Source organism: Pseudomonas sp. Tav-5-1A, assembly GCF_055755055.1.
The window spans coordinates 4,946,340-4,970,935 of record NZ_CM146901.1 but is presented as its reverse complement, the minus strand read 5'-3'; the positions used below and the strand labels follow the sequence as shown (position 1 = coordinate 4,970,935).

Annotated in this window: 21 protein-coding genes and 3 tRNA genes; 19 read left to right on the top strand and 5 right to left on the bottom strand. The window is 65.5% G+C overall.

Going from position 1 to position 24,596, the window contains the following annotated elements; all coding sequences use genetic code 11:
• The first annotated feature begins 31 nt into the window (after window positions 1-31).
• The 18 genes from leuC to AC0J42_RS22585 all read left to right on the top strand — a co-directional run bounded on the left by leuC (window position 32) and on the right by AC0J42_RS22585 (window position 18,311).
• Window positions 32-1,465, top strand: a complete 1,434-nt coding sequence (leuC, locus tag AC0J42_RS22670) for a 3-isopropylmalate dehydratase large subunit (RefSeq protein ID WP_473003947.1) — start codon at window positions 32-34, stop codon at window positions 1,463-1,465.
• Window positions 1,462-2,106 carry a 3-isopropylmalate dehydratase small subunit gene (gene leuD, locus AC0J42_RS22665; RefSeq protein ID WP_416426035.1) on the top strand — a complete coding sequence of 215 codons (645 nt, stop codon included), beginning with the start codon at window positions 1,462-1,464 and terminating at the stop codon, window positions 2,104-2,106. The genes leuC and leuD overlap by 4 nt, the downstream gene beginning before the upstream one ends.
• Window positions 2,107-2,147: 41 nt before the next feature.
• Window positions 2,148-3,230, top strand: a complete 1,083-nt coding sequence (gene leuB / locus AC0J42_RS22660) for a 3-isopropylmalate dehydrogenase (RefSeq protein WP_416426033.1) — start codon at window positions 2,148-2,150, stop codon at window positions 3,228-3,230.
• A gap of 57 nt (window positions 3,231-3,287) precedes the next feature.
• On the top strand, window positions 3,288-4,400 hold the full coding sequence (gene asd / locus AC0J42_RS22655) for an aspartate-semialdehyde dehydrogenase (RefSeq protein WP_416426031.1): 1,113 nt from the start codon (window positions 3,288-3,290) through the stop codon (window positions 4,398-4,400).
• A gap of 258 nt (window positions 4,401-4,658) precedes the next feature.
• Window positions 4,659-5,660 carry an aspartate-semialdehyde dehydrogenase gene (locus tag AC0J42_RS22650; RefSeq protein ID WP_473003945.1) on the top strand — a complete coding sequence of 334 codons (1,002 nt, stop codon included), beginning with the start codon at window positions 4,659-4,661 and terminating at the stop codon, window positions 5,658-5,660.
• 137 nt (window positions 5,661-5,797) lie between these two features.
• Window positions 5,798-8,608 carry a FimV/HubP family polar landmark protein gene (locus tag AC0J42_RS22645; RefSeq protein WP_473003943.1) on the top strand — a complete coding sequence of 937 codons (2,811 nt, stop codon included), beginning with the start codon at window positions 5,798-5,800 and terminating at the stop codon, window positions 8,606-8,608.
• A gap of 109 nt (window positions 8,609-8,717) precedes the next feature.
• Window positions 8,718-9,572, top strand: a complete 855-nt coding sequence (truA, locus tag AC0J42_RS22640; protein ID WP_416426025.1) for a tRNA pseudouridine(38-40) synthase TruA — start codon at window positions 8,718-8,720, stop codon at window positions 9,570-9,572.
• Between the two features lie 61 nt (window positions 9,573-9,633).
• Complete coding sequence (locus AC0J42_RS22635; RefSeq protein WP_473003940.1) at window positions 9,634-10,266, top strand: phosphoribosylanthranilate isomerase; 633 nt, start codon at window positions 9,634-9,636, stop codon at window positions 10,264-10,266.
• Window positions 10,267-10,577: 311 nt separating this feature from the next.
• Entirely contained in the window at window positions 10,578-11,498 is a 921-nt protein-coding gene (gene accD, locus AC0J42_RS22630; protein WP_416426021.1) for an acetyl-CoA carboxylase, carboxyltransferase subunit beta, read from the top strand.
• Entirely contained in the window at window positions 11,495-12,802 is a 1,308-nt protein-coding gene (gene folC, locus AC0J42_RS22625; protein WP_473003939.1) for a bifunctional tetrahydrofolate synthase/dihydrofolate synthase, read from the top strand. Before accD ends, folC begins: the two co-directional genes overlap by 4 nt.
• Entirely contained in the window at window positions 12,786-13,463 is a 678-nt protein-coding gene (locus AC0J42_RS22620; protein ID WP_416426017.1) for an SPOR domain-containing protein, read from the top strand. The genes folC and AC0J42_RS22620 overlap by 17 nt, the downstream gene beginning before the upstream one ends.
• A 77-nt stretch (window positions 13,464-13,540) precedes the next feature.
• Window positions 13,541-14,101: a CvpA family protein gene (locus tag AC0J42_RS22615; protein WP_416426015.1), complete on the top strand. Its 561-nt coding sequence runs from the start codon at window positions 13,541-13,543 to the stop codon at window positions 14,099-14,101.
• A 42-nt stretch (window positions 14,102-14,143) separates the two neighbouring features.
• Window positions 14,144-15,649 carry an amidophosphoribosyltransferase gene (gene purF, locus AC0J42_RS22610; protein WP_416426013.1) on the top strand — a complete coding sequence of 502 codons (1,506 nt, stop codon included), beginning with the start codon at window positions 14,144-14,146 and terminating at the stop codon, window positions 15,647-15,649.
• Between the two features lie 165 nt (window positions 15,650-15,814).
• Window positions 15,815-17,029 (top strand): O-succinylhomoserine sulfhydrylase, encoded by a 1,215-nt coding sequence (locus tag AC0J42_RS22605; RefSeq protein ID WP_027981620.1) that lies wholly within the window; start codon window positions 15,815-15,817, stop codon window positions 17,027-17,029.
• Window positions 17,026-17,802 carry an SDR family oxidoreductase gene (locus tag AC0J42_RS22600; RefSeq protein ID WP_416426010.1) on the top strand — a complete coding sequence of 259 codons (777 nt, stop codon included), beginning with the start codon at window positions 17,026-17,028 and terminating at the stop codon, window positions 17,800-17,802. Before AC0J42_RS22605 ends, AC0J42_RS22600 begins: the two co-directional genes overlap by 4 nt.
• Before the next feature lie 123 nt (window positions 17,803-17,925).
• Window positions 17,926-18,001 (top strand) — tRNA-Val (locus AC0J42_RS22595).
• Between the two features lie 62 nt (window positions 18,002-18,063).
• Window positions 18,064-18,140 (top strand) — tRNA-Asp (locus tag AC0J42_RS22590).
• Between the two features lie 94 nt (window positions 18,141-18,234).
• A tRNA-Asp gene (locus tag AC0J42_RS22585) sits at window positions 18,235-18,311 on the top strand.
• Window positions 18,312-18,515: 204 nt separating this feature from the next.
• On the opposite strand, the gene AC0J42_RS22580 is transcribed toward AC0J42_RS22585, so the two are convergent.
• From AC0J42_RS22580 to AC0J42_RS22570, 3 genes are read right to left on the bottom strand one after another with little or no spacing between them, the layout of a single operon-like run.
• Window positions 18,516-19,175 carry a DUF799 domain-containing protein gene (locus AC0J42_RS22580; protein ID WP_416426008.1) on the bottom strand — a complete coding sequence of 220 codons (660 nt, stop codon included), beginning with the start codon at window positions 19,173-19,175 and terminating at the stop codon, window positions 18,516-18,518.
• Window positions 19,175-19,546, bottom strand: a complete 372-nt coding sequence (locus AC0J42_RS22575; RefSeq protein WP_416426006.1) for a DUF4810 domain-containing protein — start codon at window positions 19,544-19,546, stop codon at window positions 19,175-19,177. The genes AC0J42_RS22580 and AC0J42_RS22575 overlap by 1 nt, the downstream gene beginning before the upstream one ends.
• 33 nt (window positions 19,547-19,579) lie before the next feature.
• On the bottom strand, window positions 19,580-20,263 hold the full coding sequence (locus AC0J42_RS22570) for a CsgG/HfaB family protein (RefSeq protein ID WP_416426004.1): 684 nt from the start codon (window positions 20,261-20,263) through the stop codon (window positions 19,580-19,582).
• 303 nt (window positions 20,264-20,566) lie between these two features.
• Here AC0J42_RS22570 and AC0J42_RS22565 point away from each other — a divergent pair, with 303 nt between their 5' ends.
• On the top strand, window positions 20,567-21,487 hold the full coding sequence (locus AC0J42_RS22565) for a DUF2242 domain-containing protein (RefSeq protein ID WP_473003936.1): 921 nt from the start codon (window positions 20,567-20,569) through the stop codon (window positions 21,485-21,487).
• Window positions 21,488-22,385: 898 nt separating this feature from the next.
• On the opposite strand, the gene AC0J42_RS22560 is transcribed toward AC0J42_RS22565, so the two are convergent.
• Together AC0J42_RS22560 and AC0J42_RS22555 are read right to left on the bottom strand one after the other, a co-directional pair.
• Entirely contained in the window at window positions 22,386-23,426 is a 1,041-nt protein-coding gene (locus AC0J42_RS22560; protein WP_473003935.1) for an AraC family transcriptional regulator, read from the bottom strand.
• Between the two features lie 4 nt (window positions 23,427-23,430).
• Complete coding sequence (locus tag AC0J42_RS22555) at window positions 23,431-24,561, bottom strand: nitrilase-related carbon-nitrogen hydrolase (RefSeq protein WP_473003934.1); 1,131 nt, start codon at window positions 24,559-24,561, stop codon at window positions 23,431-23,433.
• Window positions 24,562-24,596: the final 35 nt, after the last annotated feature.

The window sequence follows — 24,596 nt, the reverse complement described above, 5'->3', positions numbered from 1 at the left end:
GCATAGAAAAGATACTGATGAGGAAAGTCTGATGGCCGGCAAAACGCTCTACGACAAGCTCTGGGACTCGCATTTGGTCAAACAGCGCGACGACGGTTCGGCGCTGATCTACATTGATCGTCACATCATCCATGAAGTGACCTCGCCCCAGGCTTTCGAAGGCCTGCGCCTGGCCGGCCGCAAGCCATGGCGCATCGACGCTAACATCGCCACCCCGGACCACAACGTGCCGACCACCCCTGAGCGCAAGGGCGGCATCGAGGCCATCGCCGACCAGGTGTCGCGCCTGCAGGTGCAGACCCTCGACGACAACTGCGACGAGTACGGCATCACCGAGTTCAAGATGAACGACGTGCGCCAGGGCATCGTCCACGTCATCAGCCCGGAGCAGGGCGCCACCTTGCCCGGCATGACCGTGGTCTGCGGTGACTCGCACACCTCCACCCACGGTGCCTTCGGCGCCCTGGCCCACGGCATCGGCACCTCGGAAGTGGAGCACGTGCTCGCGACCCAGTGCCTGGTGGCGAAGAAAATGAAGAACATGCTGGTGCGCGTGGAAGGCCAATTGCCCTTCGGCGTCACTGCCAAGGACATCGTGCTGGCCGTGATCGGCAAGATCGGCACCGCCGGCGGCAACGGCCACGCCATGGAATTCGCTGGCAGCGCCATTCGCGACCTGTCCATCGAAGGCCGCATGACCATCTGCAACATGTCCATCGAAGCCGGCGCCCGCGTGGGCCTGGTGGCGGCGGACGAGAAGACCGTTGCCTACGTCGAGGGCCGCCCGTTCGCGCCAAAGGGCGAGAACTGGACCAAGGCCGTCGAAGCCTGGAAAGACCTGGTGTCCGACGCAGACGCGGTGTTCGACACCGTGGTAGAGCTGGACGCCGCGCAGATCAAGCCGCAGGTCAGCTGGGGCACCTCGCCGGAAATGGTCCTGGCCGTTGACCAGAACGTGCCGGACCCGGCCAAGGAAGCCGACCCGGTCAAGCGTGGCTCCATCGAGCGCGCCTTGAAGTACATGGGCCTGAGCGCCAACCAGGCGATCACCGATATCCAGCTGGACCGCGTGTTCATTGGCTCGTGCACCAACTCGCGGATCGAAGACCTGCGCGCCGCCGCCGAGATCGCCAAGGGCCGCAAGGTGGCCTCCACGGTCAAGCAGGCCATCGTCGTGCCGGGTTCGGGCCTGGTGAAAGCCCAGGCCGAGAAGGAAGGCCTGGACAAGATTTTCCTCGAAGCGGGCTTCGAATGGCGTGAACCAGGTTGCTCCATGTGCCTGGCCATGAACCCTGACCGCCTGGAGTCGGGCGAGCATTGCGCGTCCACCTCCAACCGCAACTTCGAAGGCCGCCAGGGTGCCGGTGGCCGTACCCACCTGGTGAGCCCGGCCATGGCCGCCGCCGCCGCGGTGACTGGTCGTTTCATTGATGTCCGTGAATTGATCCAAGGGAGCGCAGCATGAAAGCCTTTACCCAGCACACCGGCCTCGTCGCGCCTCTGGACCGTGCCAACGTCGACACCGACCAGATCATCCCCAAGCAATTCCTCAAGTCGATCAAGCGCACCGGCTTCGGCCCCAACCTGTTCGACGAATGGCGCTACCTGGACGTGGGCCAGCCTTACCAGGACAACTCCAAGCGCCCGGTAAACCCTGATTTCGTGCTCAACCACGCGCGTTATCAAGGCGCCAGCGTGTTGCTGGCCCGTGAGAACTTCGGTTGCGGCTCGAGCCGCGAGCACGCGCCATGGGCCTTGGAAGAGTACGGTTTCCGTACCATCATCGCCCCCAGCTACGCCGACATTTTCTTCAACAACAGCTTCAAGAACGGCCTGTTGCCGATCATTCTCGACGACGCCGAGGTCGACGAGCTGTTCCAGCAGGTCGAGGCCAACCCTGGCTACCAGTTGACTATCGACCTGCAGGCGCAGACCGTGACCCGCGCCGACGGCAAGGTGTTGACCTTTGAAATCGACGAGTTCCGCAAGCACTGCCTGCTCAACGGCCTGGACGATATCGGCCTGACCTTGCAGGATGGCGATGCCATCGCGGCATTCGAAGGCAAGCACCGGGCCAGCCAGCCCTGGTTGTTCCGCGACGCCTGACTGTTTCGCAATTTCGAATTGAACAAAAGATCGAGGAAAGCATGAGCAAGCAGATTCTGATTCTCCCAGGCGACGGTATTGGTCCGGAAATCATGACCGAGGCGGTCAAGGTGCTGAACCTGGCCAACGACAAGTTCAACCTGGGCTTCGAACTGCAGCACGACGTGATCGGTGGCGCTGCCATCGACAAGCACGGCGTGCCCCTGGCCGACGAGACGCTGGAACTGGCGCGCAAGGCCGATGCTGTGCTGCTGGGCGCCGTGGGTGGCCCCAAGTGGGACAAGATCGAGCGTGACATTCGCCCCGAGCGCGGCCTGCTGAAGATTCGCGCGCAACTGGGCCTGTTCGGCAACCTGCGCCCGGCCATCCTGTACCCGCAACTGGCCGACGCTTCCAGCCTGAAGCCGGAAATCGTCGCGGGCCTGGATATCCTCATCGTCCGTGAGCTGACCGGCGGCATCTACTTCGGTGCCCCGCGCGGCAACCGCGAACTGGAAAACGGCGAGCGCCAGGCGTACGACACCCTGCCGTACAGCGAAAGCGAGATCCGCCGCATCGCCCGCGTCGGCTTCGACATGGCCCGCGTGCGTGGCAAGAAGCTGTGCTCGGTGGACAAGGCCAACGTGCTGGCTTCCAGCCAACTGTGGCGTGAAGTGGTCGAGGAAGTGGCCAAGGACTACCCGGACGTCGAGCTGAGCCACATGTACGTGGACAACGCCGCCATGCAACTGGTGCGCGCGCCCAAGCAATTCGACGTGATCGTGACTGACAACATGTTCGGTGACATCCTGTCGGACGAGGCGTCCATGCTCACCGGTTCCATCGGCATGCTGCCGTCGGCGTCGCTGGATGCCAACAACAAGGGCATGTACGAGCCGTGCCACGGTTCCGCGCCGGACATCGCCGGCAAGGGCATCGCCAACCCGTTGGCGACCATCCTGTCGGTGTCGATGATGCTGCGCTACAGCTTCAACCAGCAGGCTGCCGCCGACGCCATCGAGAAGGCCGTGAGCCTGGTGCTGGACCAGGGCTTGCGCACCGGCGACATCTGGTCGGACGGTTGTGCGAAAGTTGGTACGCAGGAAATGGGTGATGCAGTAGTCGCGGCGCTGCGGAATCTGTAATCTCTTGGGCCCGCTACAGCAGTAGCGGCCCACTTTTTTGTCAAAGGTGTAGTTGCGATGAAACGTGTAGGTCTGATCGGTTGGCGCGGTATGGTCGGTTCCGTGCTCATGCAGCGGATGCTGGAAGAGCAGGACTTCGATCTTATCGAGCCGGTGTTTTTCACCACTTCCAATGTCGGCGGCCAGGGCCCGGCGGTAGGCAAGGATATTGCCCCGCTCAAGGACGCTTACAGCATTGAAGAGTTGAAAACCCTCGACGTCATTCTGACCTGCCAGGGCGGCGACTACACCAGCGAGGTATTCCCCAAGCTGCGTGAAGCCGGCTGGCAGGGCTACTGGATCGACGCCGCCTCCAGCCTGCGTATGCAGGATGACGCGGTCATCGTCCTGGACCCGGTCAACCGCAAGGTCATCGACCAGCAGCTGGATGCCGGCACCAAGAACTACATCGGCGGCAACTGCACCGTCAGCCTGATGCTGATGGGCCTGGGCGGCCTGTTCGAAGCCGGCCTGGTGGAATGGATGAGCGCCATGACCTACCAGGCGGCCTCGGGCGCCGGTGCGCAGAACATGCGCGAGCTGATCCGCCAGATGGGCGCTACCCACGCGGCCGTGGCCGATGACCTGGCCAACCCGGCCAGCGCCATCCTCGACATCGACCGCAAGGTCGCCGAGGCCATGCGCAGCGACGCCTACCCAACGGAAAACTTCGGTGTGCCGCTGGCAGGCAGCCTGATCCCGTGGATCGACAAGGAACTGCCGAACGGCCAGAGCCGCGAAGAGTGGAAGGCCCAGGCCGAGACCAACAAGATCCTGGGCCGCTTCAAGAGCCCGATCCCGGTCGACGGCATCTGCGTGCGCATCGGCGCCATGCGTTGCCACAGCCAGGCGCTGACCATCAAGCTGAACAAGGACGTGCCGCTGGCCGACATCGAAGGCCTGATCAGCCAGCACAACCCCTGGGTCAAGCTGGTGCCGAACCAGCGCGAGATCAGCATGCAGGAGCTGAGCCCGACCAACGTCACCGGTACCCTGAACGTGCCGGTTGGCCGTCTGCGCAAGCTGAACATGGGCTCCCAGTACCTGGGCGCGTTCACCGTCGGCGACCAGTTGCTGTGGGGCGCCGCCGAGCCGCTGCGCCGCATGCTGCGGATCCTGCTGGAACGGTAAGTGCTGGTGTGAGTTGAAAGAAACCCGTGCCTTGCGCACGGGTTTTTTTTATTCGCGGCAGATTGCTTTCATGCTCCGGCCACCCCGTAGCCGCTGCCGCAGGCTGCGCTGGCCCTGTGCCTCACCGAGGAGCTTCAGCGAGCGCCCGGGCCAGCGCAGCCTGGCGGCAGCGGCTACGGTGTTTTTAGCGAAATTTCCCACAAGGGCAGCCAATCCAGTAAAGTGCCGCCCCCCTGCCAACTCCCCGAGGAACCTCCCATGACCCAGACTTTCGACATCGCCATCATTGGCGCCACCGGTACCGTCGGCGAAACCCTGGTGCAGGTCCTCGAGGAGCGTGATTTCCCGGTGGGCAACCTGCACCTGCTGGCCAGCATCGAATCGGCCGGCGCCTCGGTGCCGTTCCGCGGCAAGAACGTGCGGGTGCGCGAGGTGGAGCAGTTCGACTTCAAGCAGGTGCGCGTGGCGTTCTTCGCGGCGGGCGCCGCCGTGACCCGCAGCTTCGCCGCCAAGGCCACGGCAGCCGGTTGCACGGTCATCGACCTGTCCGGCGAGCTGGCGGCGCCGCACGTGGTGCCGGAAGCCAATGGCGACGTGCTGGCCACCCTGCAGGCGCCGGTGCAGGTCGGCAGCCCCAGCTCCAGCGCCGTGGCGCTGGCGCTGATCCTGGCGCCGCTGCGTGAACAATTGGCCCTGATGCGGGTCAATGTCACCGTCGCCATGGCCGTGTCGGCGTTGGGCCGCGAGGCCGTCAGCGAGCTGGCGCGCCAGACCGCCGAGCTGCTCAACGCTCGCCCGCTGGAGCCACGTTTCTTCGACCGCCAGGTGGCGTTCAACCTGCTGCCCCAGGTGGGCAAGCCGGATGCCCAGGGCCATGTCGGCCTGGAGCGCCGTCTGGTGAGCGAGCTGCGCGAGCTGCTGCAGCTGCCTTTGCTAAAGATTTCCGTGACTTGCGTTCAAGCTCCGGTGTTTTTTGGCGATAGCCTCACTGTGTCGCTGCAGACCGAGGCTGCCGTCGACCTGGCCGCGGTGAACGCCGCGCTGGACGGCGCCGAGGGCGTGGAGCTGGTGGAGGAGGGGGACTACCCCACCCCGGTCGGTGACGCGGTGGGCCAGGATGTGGTCTATGTTGGTCGCGTGCGCACCGGCATTGATGACCCCTGCGAACTCAACCTTTGGGCTACGCTCGATAACGTGCGCAAGGGCGCCGCGCTAAACGCCGTGCAGCTGGCTGAGTTGTTGATAAAAGACCTGCTGTAAAAGATACTTGGCAACAATTTGCATAATGATTCTAGCCCGGTGCCAAGCGCCGGGCCGATTGCTTGAGGTGAGCTGCCTCCAGGCAGCTTTTCACTTCTTCTCGCTTGCCGAGGAAATGTTCAAACAAGGATTAGGCCATGGTTCAAGTTCGCAAACTGGTGTTAGCAATAGCCGCCGCTACGGCGCTGTCCTCCGGTATGGCGCGTGCACTGGATCTGGGTGAAGTCACCCTCAAGTCGGCCGCCAACCAGCCGCTGGTGGCCGAGATCGAACTGCTCGACGTTCGCGACCTGGCGCCGGCCGACATCAAGCCCAGCCTGGCCTCGCCCGAGGAATTCCAGAAAGCGGGCGTGAACCGCGATGCCATCCTCAATGACCTGACGTTCACCCCGGTGATCAACAGCGGCGGCCGCAGCGTGATTCGCGTGACCTCGAAGCAGCCGGTCAGCGAGCCGATGCTCAAGTTCCTGGTGCAGGTGCTGTGGCCCCAGGGCCGCCTGTTGCGCGACTACAGCGTGCTGGTCGACTCCAGCAAGTTCGGGCCGCAGAACGCCGCCCCCGTGCAGCCTGCCACCACCCCTGCGGTCACCACCCAGACCCAGGGCAGCGAAGGCGGCTACACCACCGGCAAGCGCGACACCCTGTGGGACATTGCCCAGAAGAACGCCGTGCCGCCGGCCTCCGTGCAGCAGACCATGCTGGCGATCCAGGCGCTGAACCCCGACGCCTTCGTCGACGGCAACATCAACCGCCTCAAGACCGGCCAGGTGCTGCGCCTGCCGGACGCCCCGCAAGCCACCGCCCTGGGCCAGGGCCCGGCGATTGCCGAAGTGGCCCGCCAGAACGCCGCCTGGCGTGAAGGCCGCCGCCTGGGCCCGCGCGCCCAGCAGCTGGACGCCACCCGCCGCACCGGCACCGGTAATGCACCGGCGCAGACCGAGGCTGGCGACAAGCTCAGCCTGGTGGCTGCCGATGGCAAGAACGGCCAGGGCAAGGCCGGCGACCGTCAGGCGCGCCTGGCCCAGGCCAAGGAAAACCTCGACGCCACCCGCCGCGACAATGCCGAGCTGAAAAGCCGCATGGGCGACCTGCAGAGCCAGTTGGACAAGCTGCAGAAGCTGATCCAGCTCAAAAACGATCAACTGGCCAAGCTGGAAGCCGCCAGCGCCGCCGCACCGGCTGCGCCTGCCGCCGATGCCGCAGCCGCCACGCCGGCCCCGGCCGTCAACGCCCAGCTTGCGCCTGCCCCGGCACCGGATGCCGCCACGCCAGCCGCCCCGGCCGCACCCGCCACGCCACCGGAAGCGGCTACCCCCGCGCCGGCACCTGCCCCAGCACCGGCAGAAGCCCCGGCCCCGGCCGAAGCGCAGCCTGGCCTGTTCGGCAAGTTCCTGACCAGCCCGATCATGCTCGGCCTGATCGGTGGCGCCGCGGTGCTGATCCTGCTGCTGGCGGCGCTGCTACTGGCGCGTCGCCGCAAGGCCCAGCTGGAAGCCGAAAAGCACATGCGCATGGCCCGTGCCCTGGCCGAGGAAACCGACTTCGACAAGGACCTGGACCTGCCGCCCAGCAGCTTCGAAGGCCTGGAAACCCCGCCGCCGGCGGTGAAGCTGGCGCCGGCCATGGTCGCCGCGTCTGCCGCTGCCGCCGTGGCCGCCGCCGAGCCGGCGCCGGTGGTGCAGCCGCCGGTGTCCGAAATCATCCCCACGCCGCCGCTGCGCCCGGCTGCCGAGCCGGTGGTTGCCGCGCCGGTGGTCGAACCGCTGGTGGCCTCGGTCATCGAGCCGAAGGTGGCGCCCGTGGTTGCCCCTGAAGCCGACCTGCTGGCCGAGGCCGACCGCCTGATGGCCGAAGGGCGCCTGGGCGAGGCCGCGGAGCTGCTGGAACCTGCCGTGAAGGCCCAGCCCGAGCGCAGCGACCTGCGCCTCAAGCTGATGGAAGTCTACGCCCACCAGGGTGACCGCAACGCCTTCATCGGCGAAGAGCGCCAGCTGGTTGCCACCGGCCAGAACCACAACGCCGTGGAAGCGCTGAAAGCACGCTTCCCCGCCATGCTCGGGGTGGCCATGGCCGCTGCGGGCGCTGCCGCCGTGGCCGCCGAGCTGGACGCCCAGTACGTCAAGGACCTGCTGATGGACGAGCCGGGTGCTGCCGACCCGATCGACGACACCTTCGACAGCGACTTCGACCTGAACCTGGACGACGACCTCGGCGAGCCGGCCGAACCCGACCTGGACGTCGCCGACTTCGACGACGACCTGGTGCTGGACGCCCCGCAGCCGCTGGAAGCCGCCGCCGAGCCTGCGCCTGCCGTGGAAGCCCCTTCGGCCCTGGAAGAGGACGACCTGGACTTCGAGGCGCTGCTGGCCGAGCACAGCGCGCCTGCCGAAGCGCCGCCGGTGGACGACCTGGCCGATTTCGACCTGGCCATCGCCGACGACGAACCGGCCGCGCCGACCCTGGACCCCGAGCTGGAAGCCCAGCTGGAAGATTTCGAGGCCGAGCTGAACCTGGACAAGCCCGACGTGCCGCCGGCACCGGTGGATGACCTGGAGCTGCCGGACGACTTCGACCTGTCCCTGGCCGAGGAAATGGACGCCGCGCCCCAGGCCGCCCCGGACAAGCTGCACGAGCAGCTGGGTGACGTCAGCGCCGAGCTCGACAAACTCTCCGCCAGCCTGGAGCACCCGCCCATCGCCGAGCCGTTCAAGGCCCCGGAGAAGCCGGCGCTGGACGACCTCGACAACCTCGACGACCTGCCGCCGTTCGAAGACGACTTCGACTACCTGTCGGGCACCGACGAGGCCGCCACCAAGCTCGACCTGGCGCGTGCCTACATCGAGATGGGCGACCATGACGGTGCACGCGACATCCTCGATGAAGTGGTCAAGGAAGGCACCGAGGGCCAGCAGAGCGAAGCGCGCGAGATGCTCTCGCGGCTGGTCTGAGGCCTCCACTGCACCCTGACAACGGCAGCCCGCGTGGCTGCCGTTGTCGTTTCTGCCCCCTGGCCCCGTATAATGGCGGCCATTGCGCTTTATCACAGGCTTGAACCACGTGGACATTCTTCAACAATCGGCCAGCGAAGTCGCTGCCGAAGGCTTCACCCGCATCGCCCTGGGCGTCGAATACAAAGGCTCGCGCTACCGCGGCTGGCAGCGCCAGGCCAGCGGCGTGCTGACCGTGCAGGAAACCCTGGAAAAGGCCCTGTCGATCGTCGCCGACTCGCCCGTCGACCTGATGTGCGCCGGCCGCACCGACGCCGGCGTGCACGCCTGTGGCCAGGTGGTGCACTTCGACACCCGCGCGGTGCGCTCCATGAAGGCCTGGACCATGGGCGCCAACATCAACCTGCCCCACGACATCAGCGTGACCTGGGCCAAGGAAATGCCGCCCACCTTCCATGCGCGCTTCACGGCCATCGCCCGGCGCTACCGCTACGTGATCTACAACGACCAGATCCGCCCCGCGCACCTGGGCGACGAGATCACCTGGAACCACCGGCCGCTGGACGTGGAGCGCATGGCCGAGGCCGCCCAGTACCTGATCGGCACCCATGACTTCAGCGCCTTCCGCGCCGGCCAGTGCCAGGCCAAGTCGCCGATCAAGCAGATGCACCACGCCCGCGTGACCCGCCACGGCAAGATGATCGTGCTGGATATCCGCGCCAACGCCTTCCTGCACCACATGGTGCGCAACATCGCCGGGGTGCTGATGACCATCGGCGCCGGCGAGCGCCCGGTGGAGTGGATGCGCGAAGTGCTGGAAGGCCGCGAGCGCCGTGCAGGCGGCGTGACCGCGCACCCGTTCGGCCTGTACCTGGTGCAGGTGGAGTACCGCGACGAGTTCCCGCTGCCGGAGCGCTACATCGGCCCGCACTTCCTGACAGGCTTCGATACATTGCCGGGCTGACGGCATGGAATCCATTTGCTAACATCCAGAGCTTTGGCGTCTTCCTGAGGTTTTTCCGCATATGTCCGCCGTTCGCAGCAAAATCTGCGGTATTACCCGCATCGAGGACGCGCTGGCCGCAGCCGAGGCGGGCGCCGATGCCATTGGCCTGGTGTTCTACGCCAAGAGCCCGCGGGCCGTCACGGCCGAGCAGGCGCGCGCCATTGTCCGCGCGCTGCCGCCGTTCGTGACCACCGTGGGGCTGTTCGTCAACGCCAGCCGCTGCGAGCTGAACGAGATCCTCGAAGTGGTGCCGCTGGACCTTCTGCAGTTCCATGGCGACGAGACCCCGGCCGACTGCGAGGGCTACCACCGCCCGTACATCAAGGCAGTGCGCGTGCGCCCCGGCGAAGACCTGGAAGCCATCTGCAAGCAGTACAGCGGTGCCAGCGGCATTTTGCTGGACACCTTCGTGGCCGGCGTGCCGGGCGGCACCGGCGAGGCGTTCGACTGGAGCCTGGTGCCTGCGCGGCTGAGCAAGCCGGTCATCCTGGCGGGCGGCCTGTCGGCGGCCAACGTGGCCCAGGCCATCGCCCAGGTGCAACCGTATGCGGTAGACGTCAGCGGCGGGGTAGAGGTCGCGAAAGGCATCAAGGACGCGGAAAAGATCGAGGCGTTCATGCAGGCGGTACGCGGTACGATTTCGCGCGAATGACGACCGACGTGGGAGCGGGCTCTGCCCGCGAAAAGCCCGCCGCGCAGTTGCTGAAATACCCTGGTGTCTGCTTCGCGGGCAGAGCCCGCTCCCACGGGGTCAGGTGAGGTTGTGCCAAGGGATGTGACGGTTGCCAATCTGCCACCGTCCATACCTCTGGCAAGGCGATGGCGACCGATGGGTCGGCCATCCGAAATTTGAAGATGGCGCGAGCGCACACGTGCAGTTCCCCATCCTTTACACGAATTAAATTGAGCTCAAGGGCATGCGCGGGATCGCGCGAGCTGTCCCCGTTACTGGAGAAATAAAGCATGAGCAACTGGTTGGTAGACAAACTGATCCCTTCGATCATGCGTTCCGAGGTGAAGAAAAGCTCGGTGCCTGAAGGCTTGTGGCACAAGTGCCCGTCCTGCGAGGCGGTGCTGTACCGTCCCGAGCTGGAAAAGACCCTGGACGTTTGCCCCAAGTGCAACCACCACATGCGCATCGGCGCCCGTGCGCGCCTGGACATCTTCCTCGACGCCGAAGGCCGCAACGAGCTGGGCGCCGACCTGGAGCCAGTGGACCGCCTGAAATTCCGTGACGGCAAGAAGTACAAGGACCGCCTGACCGCGGCCCAGAAGCAGACCGGCGAGAAAGACGCGCTGATCTCCATCAGCGGCACCCTGCTGGGCATGCCGGTGGTGTGCAGCGCCTTCGAATTCTCGTTCATGGGCGGTTCCATGGGCGCCATCGTCGGCGAGCGCTTCGTGCGCGCGGCCAACTATGCCCTGGAAAACCGTTGCCCGATGGTGTGCTTCGCCGCCTCCGGTGGCGCGCGCATGCAGGAAGCGCTGATCTCGCTGATGCAGATGGCCAAGACCTCGGCCGTGCTGGCACGCCTGCGTGAAGAAGGCCTGCCGTTCATCTCCGTGCTGACCGACCCGGTGTACGGTGGTGTTTCCGCTTCCCTGGCCATGCTGGGTGACGTGATCGTAGCCGAGCCCAAGGCCCTGATCGGCTTCGCCGGCCCGCGCGTGATCGAGCAGACCGTGCGTGAAAAACTGCCGGAAGGCTTCCAGCGCAGCGAATTCCTGCTGGAGCACGGCGCCATCGACATGATTGTCTCCCGCCAGGAACTGCGCCCACGCCTGGGCAGCCTGCTGGCACAGATGATGGGCCTGCCAACCCCGACCTTCGTCGCCGCTCCGATCGAGCCGATGGTGGTTCCGCCGGCGCCTGCCACTGTATGACGCAACGTACCCTGGGCGAGTGGCTCGCTTATCTTGAGCAGTTGCACCCGGCGGCCATCGACATGGGCCTGGACCGTTGCCAGCAAGTGCTGGCGCGGCTGGGCCTGGGTCGCCTGGCGCCGCGGGTGATTACCGTCACCGGCACCAACGGCAAGGGTTCGACCTGCGCCTTTGTCGCTTCGCTGCTCAAGGCCCAGGGCCTGAAAGTCGGCGTCTACGCCTCGCCACACCTGCTGCGCTACAACGAGCGGGTGCTGATCGACGGCGTGGAGGTCGACGATGCCCGGCTGTGCGAGGCCTTCGCGGCCCTGGAAGCAGCCCGTGGCGAAATTTCCCTGACCTACTTCGAAATGGGCACCCTGGCAGCCTTCTGGCTGTTCAAGCAGGCGGCGCTGGACGCCGTGGTGCTGGAAGTGGGCTTGGGCGGGCGGCTGGACGCGGTCAACCTGATCGACGCCGACCTGTCCTTGATCACCAGCGTGGGCCTGGACCACGCCGATTACCTGGGCAACACCCGCGAATCCGTGGGCTTCGAGAAGGCGGGCATCATGCGTGCCGGCCATCCGGCCCTGTGCGGCGACCTCGACCCACCGCACACCGTGCTGGACAAGGTGGCCGAGCTGGGCTGCCCGTTCTTCCTGCGCGGCGATGCCTACGACCTGACCATCGGCGACAGCCAGTGGCAATGGCGTGGCCGCACCCTGGCCGGCGACGCGCTGGTGCTGGACGGCCTGCCGCTGCTGGACCTGCCCATGGAAAACGCCGCCCTGGCGCTGCAGGCCTATGCCCTGACCGGCCTGCCCTGGCAGCGTGAGCAACTGGTCGCCGCCTTGCTGGCCACCCGCGTCACCGGCCGCCTGGATCGGCGCCAGGTGACCTGGAAAGGCAAACCCCTGAACCTGCTGCTGGACGTGGGGCACAATCCCCACGCCGCCGAGTACCTGGCGCGCCGGCTGGCCGCCCGGCCACCGGCGGGCAAGCGCCTGGCGGTGTTCGGCCTGCTGGCCGACAAGGACCTGGACGGCGTCATCGCGCCGCTGGCCAGCCATGTCGCCCAATGGGCGGTAGCGCCGCTGCCCACCGGCCGTACGCGCCCGGCGGACGAACTGGTGCAGGCCCTGGCGAACCTTGGCGCGACCGTGGCGTCCTATGCCAGCGTCGAACAGGCCCTCGAGGCCCAGTGCGACCTGGCAACGGCGGATGATGAAATACTGCTGTTCGGATCTTTTTATTGTGTCGGCGAAGCCCTGGAGTGGCTGGCCCGGCATGCCACGGAGGAAGTTGCGGATGGCTTTGCTGGATAAGGTGTTCAAACAGCGCATGGTAGGCGCCCTGGTGCTGATCGCCCTGGCGGTGATTTTCCTGCCCATGCTGTTTTCCCGCCAGGACGAGCTGCGCCAGGTGCGCGTGGACGCGCCCGAAGCCCCGCAGGCGCCGGTTGTCCCGCAGGTCAAGGTCGAGCCGGTGCCGGTGCCTGAGCAGCAGAGCCTGCCCCAGGACGCCGAATCGGTGGAGGCCCAGGCTGCACCCACCGCGCCGCCGCCTTCGATGCCGGTAGCGCCGCAGCCGGTCGTCGCTCCAGCCCCGCGTGCCCAGGTTCAGGCTCAGGCGCCAGCGCCGGCACCCAAGCCAGCCCCAGCACCCGTGGCCAAGCCTGCGCCTGCTCCAGCGCCTGCGCCGGTGGCCAAGGCCGACACGGCCGCCAGCAAGATCGACGCCAACGGCCTGCCGGTGAGCTGGGCGGTGCAACTGGCCAGCCTGTCCAGCCGCAGCGGCGCCGACAGCCTGCAAAAATCCCTGCGCAGTCAGGGCTATAATGCCTATGTACGCTCAGCCGACGGCATGAACCGGGTGTTCGTCGGGCCGCTGATCGACCGCGCCGAGGCCGAGCGCCTGCGTGACCTGATCAGCCGCCAGCAGAACGTCAAGGGTTTTGTGGTACGGTTCCAGCCAGAGCGCAACTAAACAGCTGGCAATCACTGCTTACCCATAAGGCGGCGCTCTGCTAAAATGCGCCGCCTTATCCTGTTGCAGGCTGCACCGTGGCATTTACCTGGGTTGACTGGGCGATACTCGCGATTATCGCCATCTCCGCTTTGATCAGCTTGAAGCGCGGCTTCGTCAAGGAAGCCTTGTCTCTGCTCACCTGGATCATTGCCGGTGCGGTCGCCTGGATGTTCGGAGGCGCATTGTCACAATACCTGGAAGGCTACATCCAGACGCCTTCGGCCCGCGTTATTGCAGGCTGCGCCATCCTGTTCGTCGCCACGCTGCTGGTCGGCGCCATGGTCAACTTTCTCATTGGTGAACTGATCCGCGTGACCGGCCTGTCCGGCACCGATCGGTTCCTGGGCACCGCCTTTGGCGCGGCGCGCGGCGGCCTACTGGTGGTCGTCGGCGTCGGGCTGCTGAGCCTGGGCCCGTTTCAACAAGACACCTGGTGGCAACAGTCTCGGCTGGTGCCCCAATTTCTATTGGTCGCCGACTGGTCGAAAAACCTCGTTCTGGGGATGACCAGCCAGTGGCTCGCCAGCGGAATCAGCACACCAGTTGATATTCCGTTCAAGGATCAACTCTTCCCGACCGCTCACAAGGGTCAATGACGGGTTGTTCAGTTCAGATTCATTAAGTAGGGGTTGCGTCGCATGTGTGGCATCGTCGGTATCGTCGGTAAGTCGAACGTCAATCAGGCGCTGTATGACGCGCTAACCGTCCTCCAGCACCGCGGCCAGGACGCTGCCGGTATTGTGACCAGCCATGACGGCCGGTTATTCCTGCGCAAGGACAACGGGTTGGTGCGTGATGTGTTCCAGCAGCGCCATATGCAGCGCCTGGTGGGCAGCATGGGCATCGGCCACGTGCGCTACCCGACCGCGGGCAGCTCGACCTCGGCCGAGGCCCAGCCGTTCTACGTCAACTCGCCGTATGGCATCACCCTGGCGCACAACGGCAACCTGACCAACGTTGAACAGTTGGCCAAGGAAATCTACGAATCGGACCTGCGTCACGTCAACACCAGCTCCGACTCCGAAGTGTTGCTGAACGTGTTCGCCCACGAGCTGGCCACGCGCAAGCAACTGCAGCCTACCGAGGAAGACGTGTTCGCCGCGGTGGCTGACGTGCACAAGCGCTGCAAGGGCGGCTACGCCGTGGTGGCGATGATCACCGGCTACGGCATCGTCGGCTTCCGCGACCCGAACGCCATTCGTCCGATCGTCTTCGGCCAGCGTCACACCGACGAAGGCGTGGAGTACATGATCGCCTCCGAAAGCGTGTCCCTGGACGTGCTGGGCTTCACCCTGATCCGCGACCTGGCCCCGGGCGAAGCGGTGTACATCACCGAAGACGGCAAGCTGCACACCCGTCAGTGCGCGCCAAACCCGCACTACGCGCCGTGCATCTTCGAGCACGTGTACCTGGCCCGCCCTGACTCGATCATCGACGGCATCTCGGTGTACAAGGCGCGCCTGCGCATGGGCGAGAAGCTGGCCGAGAAGATCCTGCGCGAGCGCCCCGAGCACGACATCGACGTGGTCATCCCGATTCCGGACACCAGCCGCACCGCGGCGCTGGAGCTGGCGAACCACCTGGGCGTGAAATTCCGCGAAGGCTTCGTCAAGAACCGCTACATCGGCCGTACCTTCATCATGCCCGGCCAGGCCGCGCGCAAGAAATCGGTACGCCAGAAGCTCAACGCCATCGAGCTGGAATTCCGCGGCAAGAACGTGATGCTGGTGGACGACTCGATCGTGCGCGGCACCACCTGCAAGCAGATCATCCAGATGGCCCGTGAAGCCGGCGCCAAGAACGTCTACTTCTGCTCGGCAGCCCCGGCCGTTCGCTACCCGAACGTCTACGGCATCGACATGCCAAGCGCCCACGAGCTGATCGCGCACAACCGCAGCACCCAGGAAGTGGCCGACCTGATCGGCGCCGACTGGCTGATCTACCAGGACCTGCCGGACCTGATCGACGCTGTTGGCGGTGGCAAGGTCAAGATCGAGCACTTCGACTGCGCGGTGTTCGACGGCAAGTACGTGACCGGCGACATCGACGAGAAATACCTGAACAAGATCGAACAGGCGCGCAACGACGCCTCGAAAATCAAGACCCAGGCCGTGAGCGCGATCATCGACCTGTATAACAACTGATCGGTAGCGCGTTCCACAACGCCCGGGCCTCTGCAAAGAGCCCGGGCGTTTTTTTGTAGTGGCAACAACACCCCCTGTAGCAGCGGCCGCAGGCCGCGTCCCGCGCCGTAATTTGATAAACTCTTCACCCTGCATTTTCTAATCAATAGCTTTGGGAGTAGCGGCATGACACAGGAATGGGACGCCGGGCGGCTGGACAGCGATCTGGAAGGGGTCTCGTTTGACACCCTGGCCGTGCGCGCCGGTCAGCACCGCACGCCGGAAGGCGAACACAGCGACCCGCTGTTCTTCACCTCCAGCTATGTATTCCGCACCGCGGCCGACGCGGCGGCGCGCTTTGCCGGTGAAGTGCCAGGCAACGTCTACTCGCGCTACACCAACCCCACCGTGCGTTCGTTCGAAGAGCGTATCGCCGCCCTGGAAGGCGCCGAGCAGGCCGTGGGCTTCGCCACCGGCATGGCCGCCATCACCGCCGTGGCCATGGGCCTGTGCAGCGCCGGCGACCACGTGCTGATTTCCCAAAGCGTGTTCGGCTCCACCATCAGCCTGTTCGACAAGTACTTCAAGCGCTTCGGCATCGAGGTGGACTACGTGCCACTGGCGAACCTGGCAGGGTGGGACGCGGCCATCAAGCCCAACACCAAGCTGCTGTTCGTCGAATCGCCGTCCAACCCGCTGGCCGAGCTGGTGGACATCACCGCCCTGGCCGAGATCGCCCACGCCAAGGGTACCCTGCTGGTGGTGGACAACTGCTTCAGCACGCCTGCGCTGCAGCAGCCGCTGAAGCTGGGCGCCGACATCGTCGTGCACTCGGCGACCAAGTTCATCGACGGCCAGGGCCGTTGCATGGGCGGCGTGGTGGCCGGCCGTGCCGAGCACATGAAGGAAATGGTCGGCGTGGTGCGTACCGCCGGTGCTTCGCTGAGCCCGTTCAACGCCTGGATCTTCCTCAAGGGCCTGGAAACCCTGAACCTGCGCATGCGCGCCCACTGCGCCAGCGCCCAGGCCCTGGCTGAGTGGCTGGAGCAGCAGGACGGCATCGAGAAGGTGCACTACGCCGGCCTGCCCAGCCACCCGCAGCACGAACTGGCCAAGCGCCAGATGCGCGGCGGCTTCGGCGGCGTGGTCAGCTTCGAGGTCAAGGGGGGCAAGGAGGGCGCCTGGCGCTTCATCGACGCTACCCGCCTGATCTCGATCACCGCCAACCTGGGTGACAGCAAGACCACCATCACCCACCCGGGCACCACGTCCCACGGTCGCCTGTCGCCTGCCGAGCGCGAAGCCGCCGGCATCCGTGACAGCCTGATCCGCGTGGCCGTGGGCCTGGAAGACGTGGCCGACCTGCAAGCCGACCTCGCGCGCGGCCTGGCGGCATTGTGATCGACTGGTCTGCGAAAACCGCCAGCCACAATGGCCGGGTCGCCCTGGTCACTGGCGCGGCGCGCGGCATCGGCCTGGGCATCGCTGCCTGGCTGATCGCCGAGGGCTGGCAGGTGGTGCTCACCGACCTTGACCGCGTGCGCGGCCCCAAGGTGGCCCAGGTGCTGGGTGAGAACGCGCTGTTCATTGCCATGGACGTCGCCGACGAAGCCCAGGTCAAGGCCGGCGTGGCCCAGGTGCTGGGCCAGTTCGGCCGCCTGGACGCGCTGGTGTGCAACGCCGCCATCACCGACCCCCACAACACCACGCTGGAAACCCTGGCGCTGGAGAAGTGGAACCGCGTGCTGGCGGTGAACCTCAGTGGGCCGATGCTGCTGGCCAAGCACTGTGCGCCGTACCTGCGTGCCCATGGCGGCGCCATCGTCAACCTGGCGTCTACCCGGTCCGGCCAGTCCGAGCCCGACACCGAGGCCTACGCCGCCAGCAAGGGCGGCCTGGTGGCCCTGACCCACGCCCTGGCCATCAGCCTGGGGCCGGAGATCCGGGTCAACGCCGTGAGCCCGGGCTGGATCGACGCCCGCGACCCGTCCGAGCGCCGCGCGGCACCGCTGTCCGACGCCGATCACGCCCAGCACCCGGCAGGGCGCGTGGGCACCGTGGAGGACGTGGCGGCGCTGGTGGCGTGGCTGCTGTCGCGCAATGCCGGCTTCGTCACCGGGCAGGAGCTGGTGGTGGACGGCGGCATGACCCGCAAGATGATCTACCAGGAATAGAAGAAGGTGCCCCCATGGAAGGGGGGGCGCGGTAAGAAAACCGTCTTTTTTGAAAAAACTTCAATAAAGTTATTGACTTACCTTCGTTGGCTGCGTAAAGTTCGCGTCATTGGAGAGGCAAGAGGGTGATTAGCTCAGCCGGGAGAGCATCTGCCTTACAAGCAGAGGGTCGGCGGTTCGATCCCGTCATCACCCACCACTCTGATCCTCTTTCATCCCAAAGAGGGGAGGCCTTGTTACTGAGAAGGCGTCCAGCACTGCGCAGCGGTAGTTCAGTCGGTTAGAATACCGGCCTGTCACGCCGGGGGTCGCGGGTTCGAGTCCCGTCCGCTGCGCCATTTTTACCTGATTCGGCCTTACCGTGTCAGAGATCGAGAAGCTCGAAACGTCTCGGTCAGACCTGTTTCAACTGCACGCAAGTGCAAGCGATACGCAGCGGTAGTTCAGTCGGTTAGAATACCGGCCTGTCACGCCGGGGGTCGCGGGTTCGAGTCCCGTCCGCTGCGCCATACAAAGCTTCGAGGCCCTTGAACTCCTCGAAGCACAAAGAAAGCGACCTTCGGGTCGCTTTTTTTGTGCCCGCGATTTAACCCAAATCCCCGTAGCAATAGCTAACTTGTGGGAGCTGGCTTGCCAGCGAGCTGTTGAGGCCCGAAAAACTCGCTGGCAAGCCAGCTCCCACAAAAACAGTTGCGGTTACGGAGGTTTGGGGGTTAGTCAGTGCCGTACTTCGGCGAGCGCGGGCCATACAGCAGGGCGTTGGGGTGCCCGGCCGACAGCAAGCGCGCGCTGGTCAGCCCGGCGATCGGGTAGCCGGCATCGGTGCTGCTGTTGATGATCTGCTTCACCGCCGCGGTGATCAGCATGCCGATCAGGCCGCCGCTGTTGTTGTTCTGGCCTTCTTCGCTGGAGGCCGAGGCCGCGCCGGTCCACAGGGTGGTGCCGGTCTTCAGGTCGACCAGGCTGGCGGTGGCGGTGACCACGGTAGCGCTGCTGAGCACCATGTACTTGGTGCCGTAGTCCGTCACCTTCACGTACAGGGCGGCGTCGGCGCCGAAGATCGAGCGCAGTTTCGGTGCGGGCACCTGGCTGATCTCGGCGGCGTTGTTCAAGCCGTTCTGCTTGAACGTCTCGTCCACCAGGCCCACCGGCATCACGTAGTAGCCGGCCTCGGCCAGCGGGAAGGTCACCTGGCTCATCATGCTGTAGGTGGCCGTAACGTCCGGCGATTCGTTGACCGGCGGCAGCACCAGGATCGAGTGCGGGCGCGCGGCCTTGAAGGCGGTGTAGTCGAGGTTTTTCTGCGGGCCGGCGCAGCCGCCCAGCAGGGCCAGGGCCAGCAGGGCCGCGGCAGGTTTGAACAGGCGCAGCATTATTGGGTTGCTCCGTGCGTGGCGTTTTTCACCAGGAAGTCCATGTAGGCGGTGGATTCAGGGAACAGCGCCTTTTCCTGCTGGAACTGCTGAATCATCTGATCGTTCTTGCCCATGCTCGAGTACAGCAGCCCCAGTTGGGCGTGGTAGCCCGGCGGCGGGGTGCCGTTCTTGGCGCGGATCTTTTCCAGGTCAGCTTCCAGCGCCTGCGCCTGCTGTTCCTTGGACTCGCCCTTGAAATACTCGTGCACCTGGGTCTGGTAGCCTTCCCATTGGTACAGGGTCTTGGGTTGCTGCGCGCAGCCGCTCAGCACGGCGCCGGCCAGCAGGGTGATGGCCAGCCCGAGGCGTGGCGTGAAGGTGTTGCCCATGGCGAATGTCGCTCCTTGTGTGACGCGGGGAAATTACGGGCGGGTCGGCTGCCAGCTGCCGTTGTCCACGGCTTCTACCAGGCGGTTGACGGCCTCGCGCATGGCCAGGTCGAGCACTTTGCCGTTGAGGGTGGAGTCGTAGCTGGCGGTGCCGCCGAAGCCGATCACTTCGCGGTTGGACAGGGAGTATTCACCGGCGCCCTGGGTGGAATAGACCACTTCGGAAGTGCTGATGTTGACGATGTTCAACGCCACCTTGGCGTAGGCCACCTGGGTCTTGCCGCGGCCCAGGATGCCGAACAGTTCGTGGTCGCCGACTTCCTTGCGGCCGAACTCGGTGACGTCGCCGGTCACCACGTAGTCGGCGCCCTTGAGCTTCTGTGCCTGGCCCTTGATGGCGGCTTCCTGGGCGATCTCGCCCATGTTGTCGCGGTCCAGCACGTTGAAGCGGTTGGTCTGCTGCAGGTGGGTAATCAGCACGGTCTTGGCCTGGCTGCCGAGGCGGTCGACGCCGTCGGAGAAGATGCCGCGCATGTAGCTGGAACGGTTGTCGAACTTGCCCACGGCGATGGGCGAACGCGGGCCGGCGTAAGGGCGGCCGGCGCTTTCCACCTTGGCCACGCTCAGGGCCTGGGAGCTTTCGGTGGCGCAACCGCCGGTCAGGGCGAGGGTCAGGGCAGCCAGGCCCAGGCACAGGCCACGGGTAACAGTTTTCACACACAATCTCCTGATGAACAAATGATCTTCCTGAAGGCGCGCAACAGCTCTATTCCCTCGGTGCCCGCAGGAATTGGATGCGGAACTGCACGGTATTTCTGAGGGAATGTGTAACGAAGGCGACGCATCCTACAGACGTGGCGCGGTGATGTCATATGACTTTACACCGCGTCCATGTGTCGCCCCGGCTTTTAACTGGACGGCGCTCGTAGTAGGGTTGGAGGTTGTCTAAAACTCATTTCATGCGCCTTGTCTCTCCTTACTGAGGCACAATAGAGGCTGATTGTTTGCCCAGGATTCGCAATGTCTAAGTCACTGAGCTTGAGCGCCCCACGGTTGGGCTGTGCTTTGGCGTTCTCGCTGCTCGCCTTGAGCGGCTGTTCTTCGAAGAAACCGGCCATGTACGAGCACGAAGATTTCTCCGACTCGGGGACCTACTCGCGCAACTACCCGGTCAGCGATTCGTCGTCGTGCGAGGCCGCGCGCCGCGCGTTGCTCAGCCAGGGCTACATCATCACCAGCAGCGACCCCAAGCAGCTCAGTGGCCACAAGAGCTTCCAGCAGACCGGCGAGACGCACATGGAGATCAGCTTCAACGTCACCTGTGCCGCCGATGGCAACAGCAACCAGACCTCGACCATGTTCGCCAACGCCTTGCAGGATCGCTACGCGCTGAAGAAGGTCAACAACTCGGCCAGCCTGGGCGTGGGCGTGCTGGGCTCGGTGTCGATGCCGATCGGCTCCACCGACGACTCCATGGTCAAGGTGGCCAGCGAGACGGTGACCTCGGCCAAGTTCTATGACCGCTACTTTGCCCTGGTGGACGTGTACCTGCCGGCCGAGGCGAAGAAGGCCGCGCACATCGTCGACAAGCCCAAGGCCGACCTGGGCGTGCCGGAGCCCAAGGCCGAGGTGAAGCCTGAAGCGAAGAAAGAAGAGCCCAAGCCCGAGGTCAAGGCCGAGGCCAAGGTCGAGCCTGAAAAGCCGGCTGAGCCTGTAGCGCCAGCACCTGCCGCTGCGGCGGTGGCGGCGCCTGCTGTGCCTGCAGCTACTGCAGCTGCTACGCAGGGTTCGGAGCCGGTGGTGCCGCCGGCGGATGCGGCGCCGATCACGCCGGTGTCGACGACTGCCACCACGGAAGCTGCGCCTGCTGCGAACGGTACTGATAGCAGTACTACTACGACGACCTCTACAACATCTGCGCCTGCCGCTGCTGCGCAGTAAAGGCGTACCCAGATCAAGCGTGCGCCGCAAGCTGCGTTTGATCTTGATCCCGTGCGGCCTTTGATCTTGATTGTGTGCCCCGTAAAGCGCCAGGGCCGACTGGAGGCGTCGGCCAAGCGGTCCCCGGCGTAGCCGGGGAAGACGGAACCGGAGGCGCTTCTATTCCGGGCCGTCGTCCGCTTGGGCGACGCCGGAGGGAGGGGACCCGCAGCGAAGCGTAGGGACCAAGCAGGGGCAAGCCTTTTTTGCTTACTTTTTGTGGCGTTTGACAAAAAGTGAGCCGCCGTAAGGGCGGAAAGGTGATTCTGCATCACCCTTGATATTGGATATGTGCATGGCTTTCGAATCTCGCTTCTGAGGGATTCGGACATATCCATTTTCGCGGTGCGACCACCGACCGTTTCGGCTTTACGCCGACTCACTTTTTTTCAGACGCCAAAAAAAGTAAGCAAAAAACGCTTGCCCCTGCTTGGGCCCTCCGCTGCGCTACGGGTCCCCTCCTTCCGGCGCCGCTCAACGGGCAGACGGCACCCGCTATAGAAGCCTGCGGGTTACCGTCTCTTCGGCCTGCGGCCTCGGCCCTTCGGGCAGCCCGTTGACCGACGCCTCCAGTCGGCCCGGGCGCTTTACGGGGCATACCATCAAGATCACAAGCCAGATCAAGATCACAAGCCGGATCAACAGCAGATCAAAAGCCAGATAGATCGGCAGGTGGGGTAAATTCCTGTTTGCTGTACTCGTTCTCCGTTGACCCCGGTCATTTTTCTTTCATTGCCAAGCGCTATGCTGTCAATGACATCAACGAGAGGACAAGAGCATGGATGAGTACCAGGAAGAACTGCTGGAATCGCGCGCCGTCGAGCTGGACCCGCTGGAACCCGCCGAAGACGCCACCGAGCTATAACGCCCGCACGCTTGCGCGCCGATAGTCCCCGGGCGTCTGCGCCGTCCAGCGCTTGAACGCGCGCGCGAAGGCCTCGGCCGACGCGAACCCCAACAGATAGGCGATCTCGCCAAACGCCAACTCCGTGTCACGGATGTAGGCCATGGCCAGGTCGCGCCGCGTGTCATTGAGAATCGCCCGGAACTGGGTGCCTTCATCGGCCAGCTTGCGCCGCAAGGTCCAGGTCGGCAGCTTCAACCGCGCCGCCACCTCCCCAAGATCCGGTTCCCGCCCGCCATTCAACAACGGCCCCAGCAATTGGCTGATGCGCTCGCCCAGGCTGCGCGTCCGCGTGCGCTGTTCCAGCTCCTGCTCGCACAGGCTCAACAGGTACTTGTAGGTGCTGGGGCAATGGTCCGGGTTGCGCAGCGCCAGGCTGGCCAGGCTCAGGCGCAGCTGATTGTGCTCGGCGCCGAAGCTCACCGGGCCGTGGCTCAGGGCCTGGTATTGCTCGGCATAGGGCGGCAGTTCGTACTCCACCTCGATGCGCTCGGCGCGCAGCGCCTGGCCGCACAGGGTGCCCAGCTGCTGCAGCCAGCCGCCCAGCACCGAGTCCACCACGAAGCGGTTGTAGGCGTTGTAGGGGCTGATGGAGTAGAAGCGCAGCCAGGCGCCGCGCGCGTCTTCGTGCAGGCTGGACTGGCCGCGGTAGTTGGACTGGCTCAGCGGCGCGAAGCGGATCAGCGTGCGCGCCGCCTCGCGCACCGTGGGCGCCTGGGCCGCAGTGACCCCGGCCAGGCCCGCCTGGGGCAGGCGGCACAGGTTGCCCATGCGCAGGCCCAGGGCGGGGTCGCCAGTGAGCTGGATGGCAGCGTGGCCCAGGCGCATGTAGCGCGGTATCGACAGCCGAGCGCCGGCTTCGGCCAGGCGCGAAGGGTCCAGGCCGTATTGCAGCAGCAGCGGCGCGGGGTCCTGGCCGTGGCTGGCCACCGCGTCGGCCAGGGCGTGGATAAAGCCGACGGACAGGTCGCCCAGTCTTACCGGTTGGCTGGGCATGGGCCTACAGCCACAGGTTGATCAGCCGCGCGCCGCGGCCGTCGTCGGTTGGGTGGGTCTGGCCGTCGTGGTTGGCGAAGCTCTGGCCGTCGCTGAACTGGTCCCAGAACTGCCCGCGCAGGAACACGCTGACGCTGGCGCGGGCCTTGCTGACCGGCGCGCGGCTGGCGTGGGCCAGGCGCTGCCAGGCCTCGCCCTCGCTGACCTCGCCCGGCTGGATGCCCAGTTGCGCGGCGTCGGCGCGGTCGGGGTTGCCGCGCCAGGGTTCGCGCCATACGTCCTTGCCGTTCAGCGCAGCCGGCACGGCGATCAGCTCGCAGCCCTTGGCGTCGAGCTGGGCGTAGTTGGCGGGGTACCAGCTGTCGCTGCCAATCAGCACGCCCAGGCGCCCGGCCGGGGTGTCCAGCACTTGCAACTGTGGGTCGGGGCTGGCCTGCACGTAGCGGCGCTGGACGAAGTCGGGGTACAGCTGGCGCTGGGGCTGGCCCATGGGCTTGCCGTCGGCGCCGAACACCACGCTGATGTTGTAGAGGCCGCCTTTGCCGGTCACCAGGGTGCCGTCGCGCAGCTGCGGGTCGGGCAGGATGATCGAGCCCGCCACCAGGGTGATGCCGAACTCCTTGGCCAGGCCGCCGAACACCTGCTGGTAGTCGCGGGCCATGCTGCTGGCCTTCATGCGCAGGCGGGTGTCCTGGGTGCGGTCGTCGCCCCGGGCCTGCAACCAGGCGCGGGCAAACAACAGCGGGTTGCTGTAGCCCAGCCACTGGTTGGCCTCGGCCAGGTGTGGCGCCTGGTACAGCTCGTCTTTCTCGCCCAGGGCCCACAGCAGGGTGCCGATGTGCTCGGGCAGCACCACCACGGTCTTGGCGCTGAGCATGCCCAGGTTGCGCGCCTGGCTCAAATAGGCCGCCAGCTTGCGGTGCAGGCGCGGCAGGCTCTGGTAGTCGGTGGCGAACAGTTCGGGCTGGATGCCCAGCAGGTTGCCGCGGTCGGCGCGCACGCCGTCGTCCAGCGCCACTTGGATGCGCAGGTCGGACAGGTAATGGCCTGCCGGCCGGTCCTGGGTCCACAGGGCATAGGTGCCCAGCGCAACGACGAGGACGAGAGAGAGCAGGCTGAACAACAATCGGGCCATGGGCTGGCGTGAAACTCCCGGGTGGGTGAAATGAA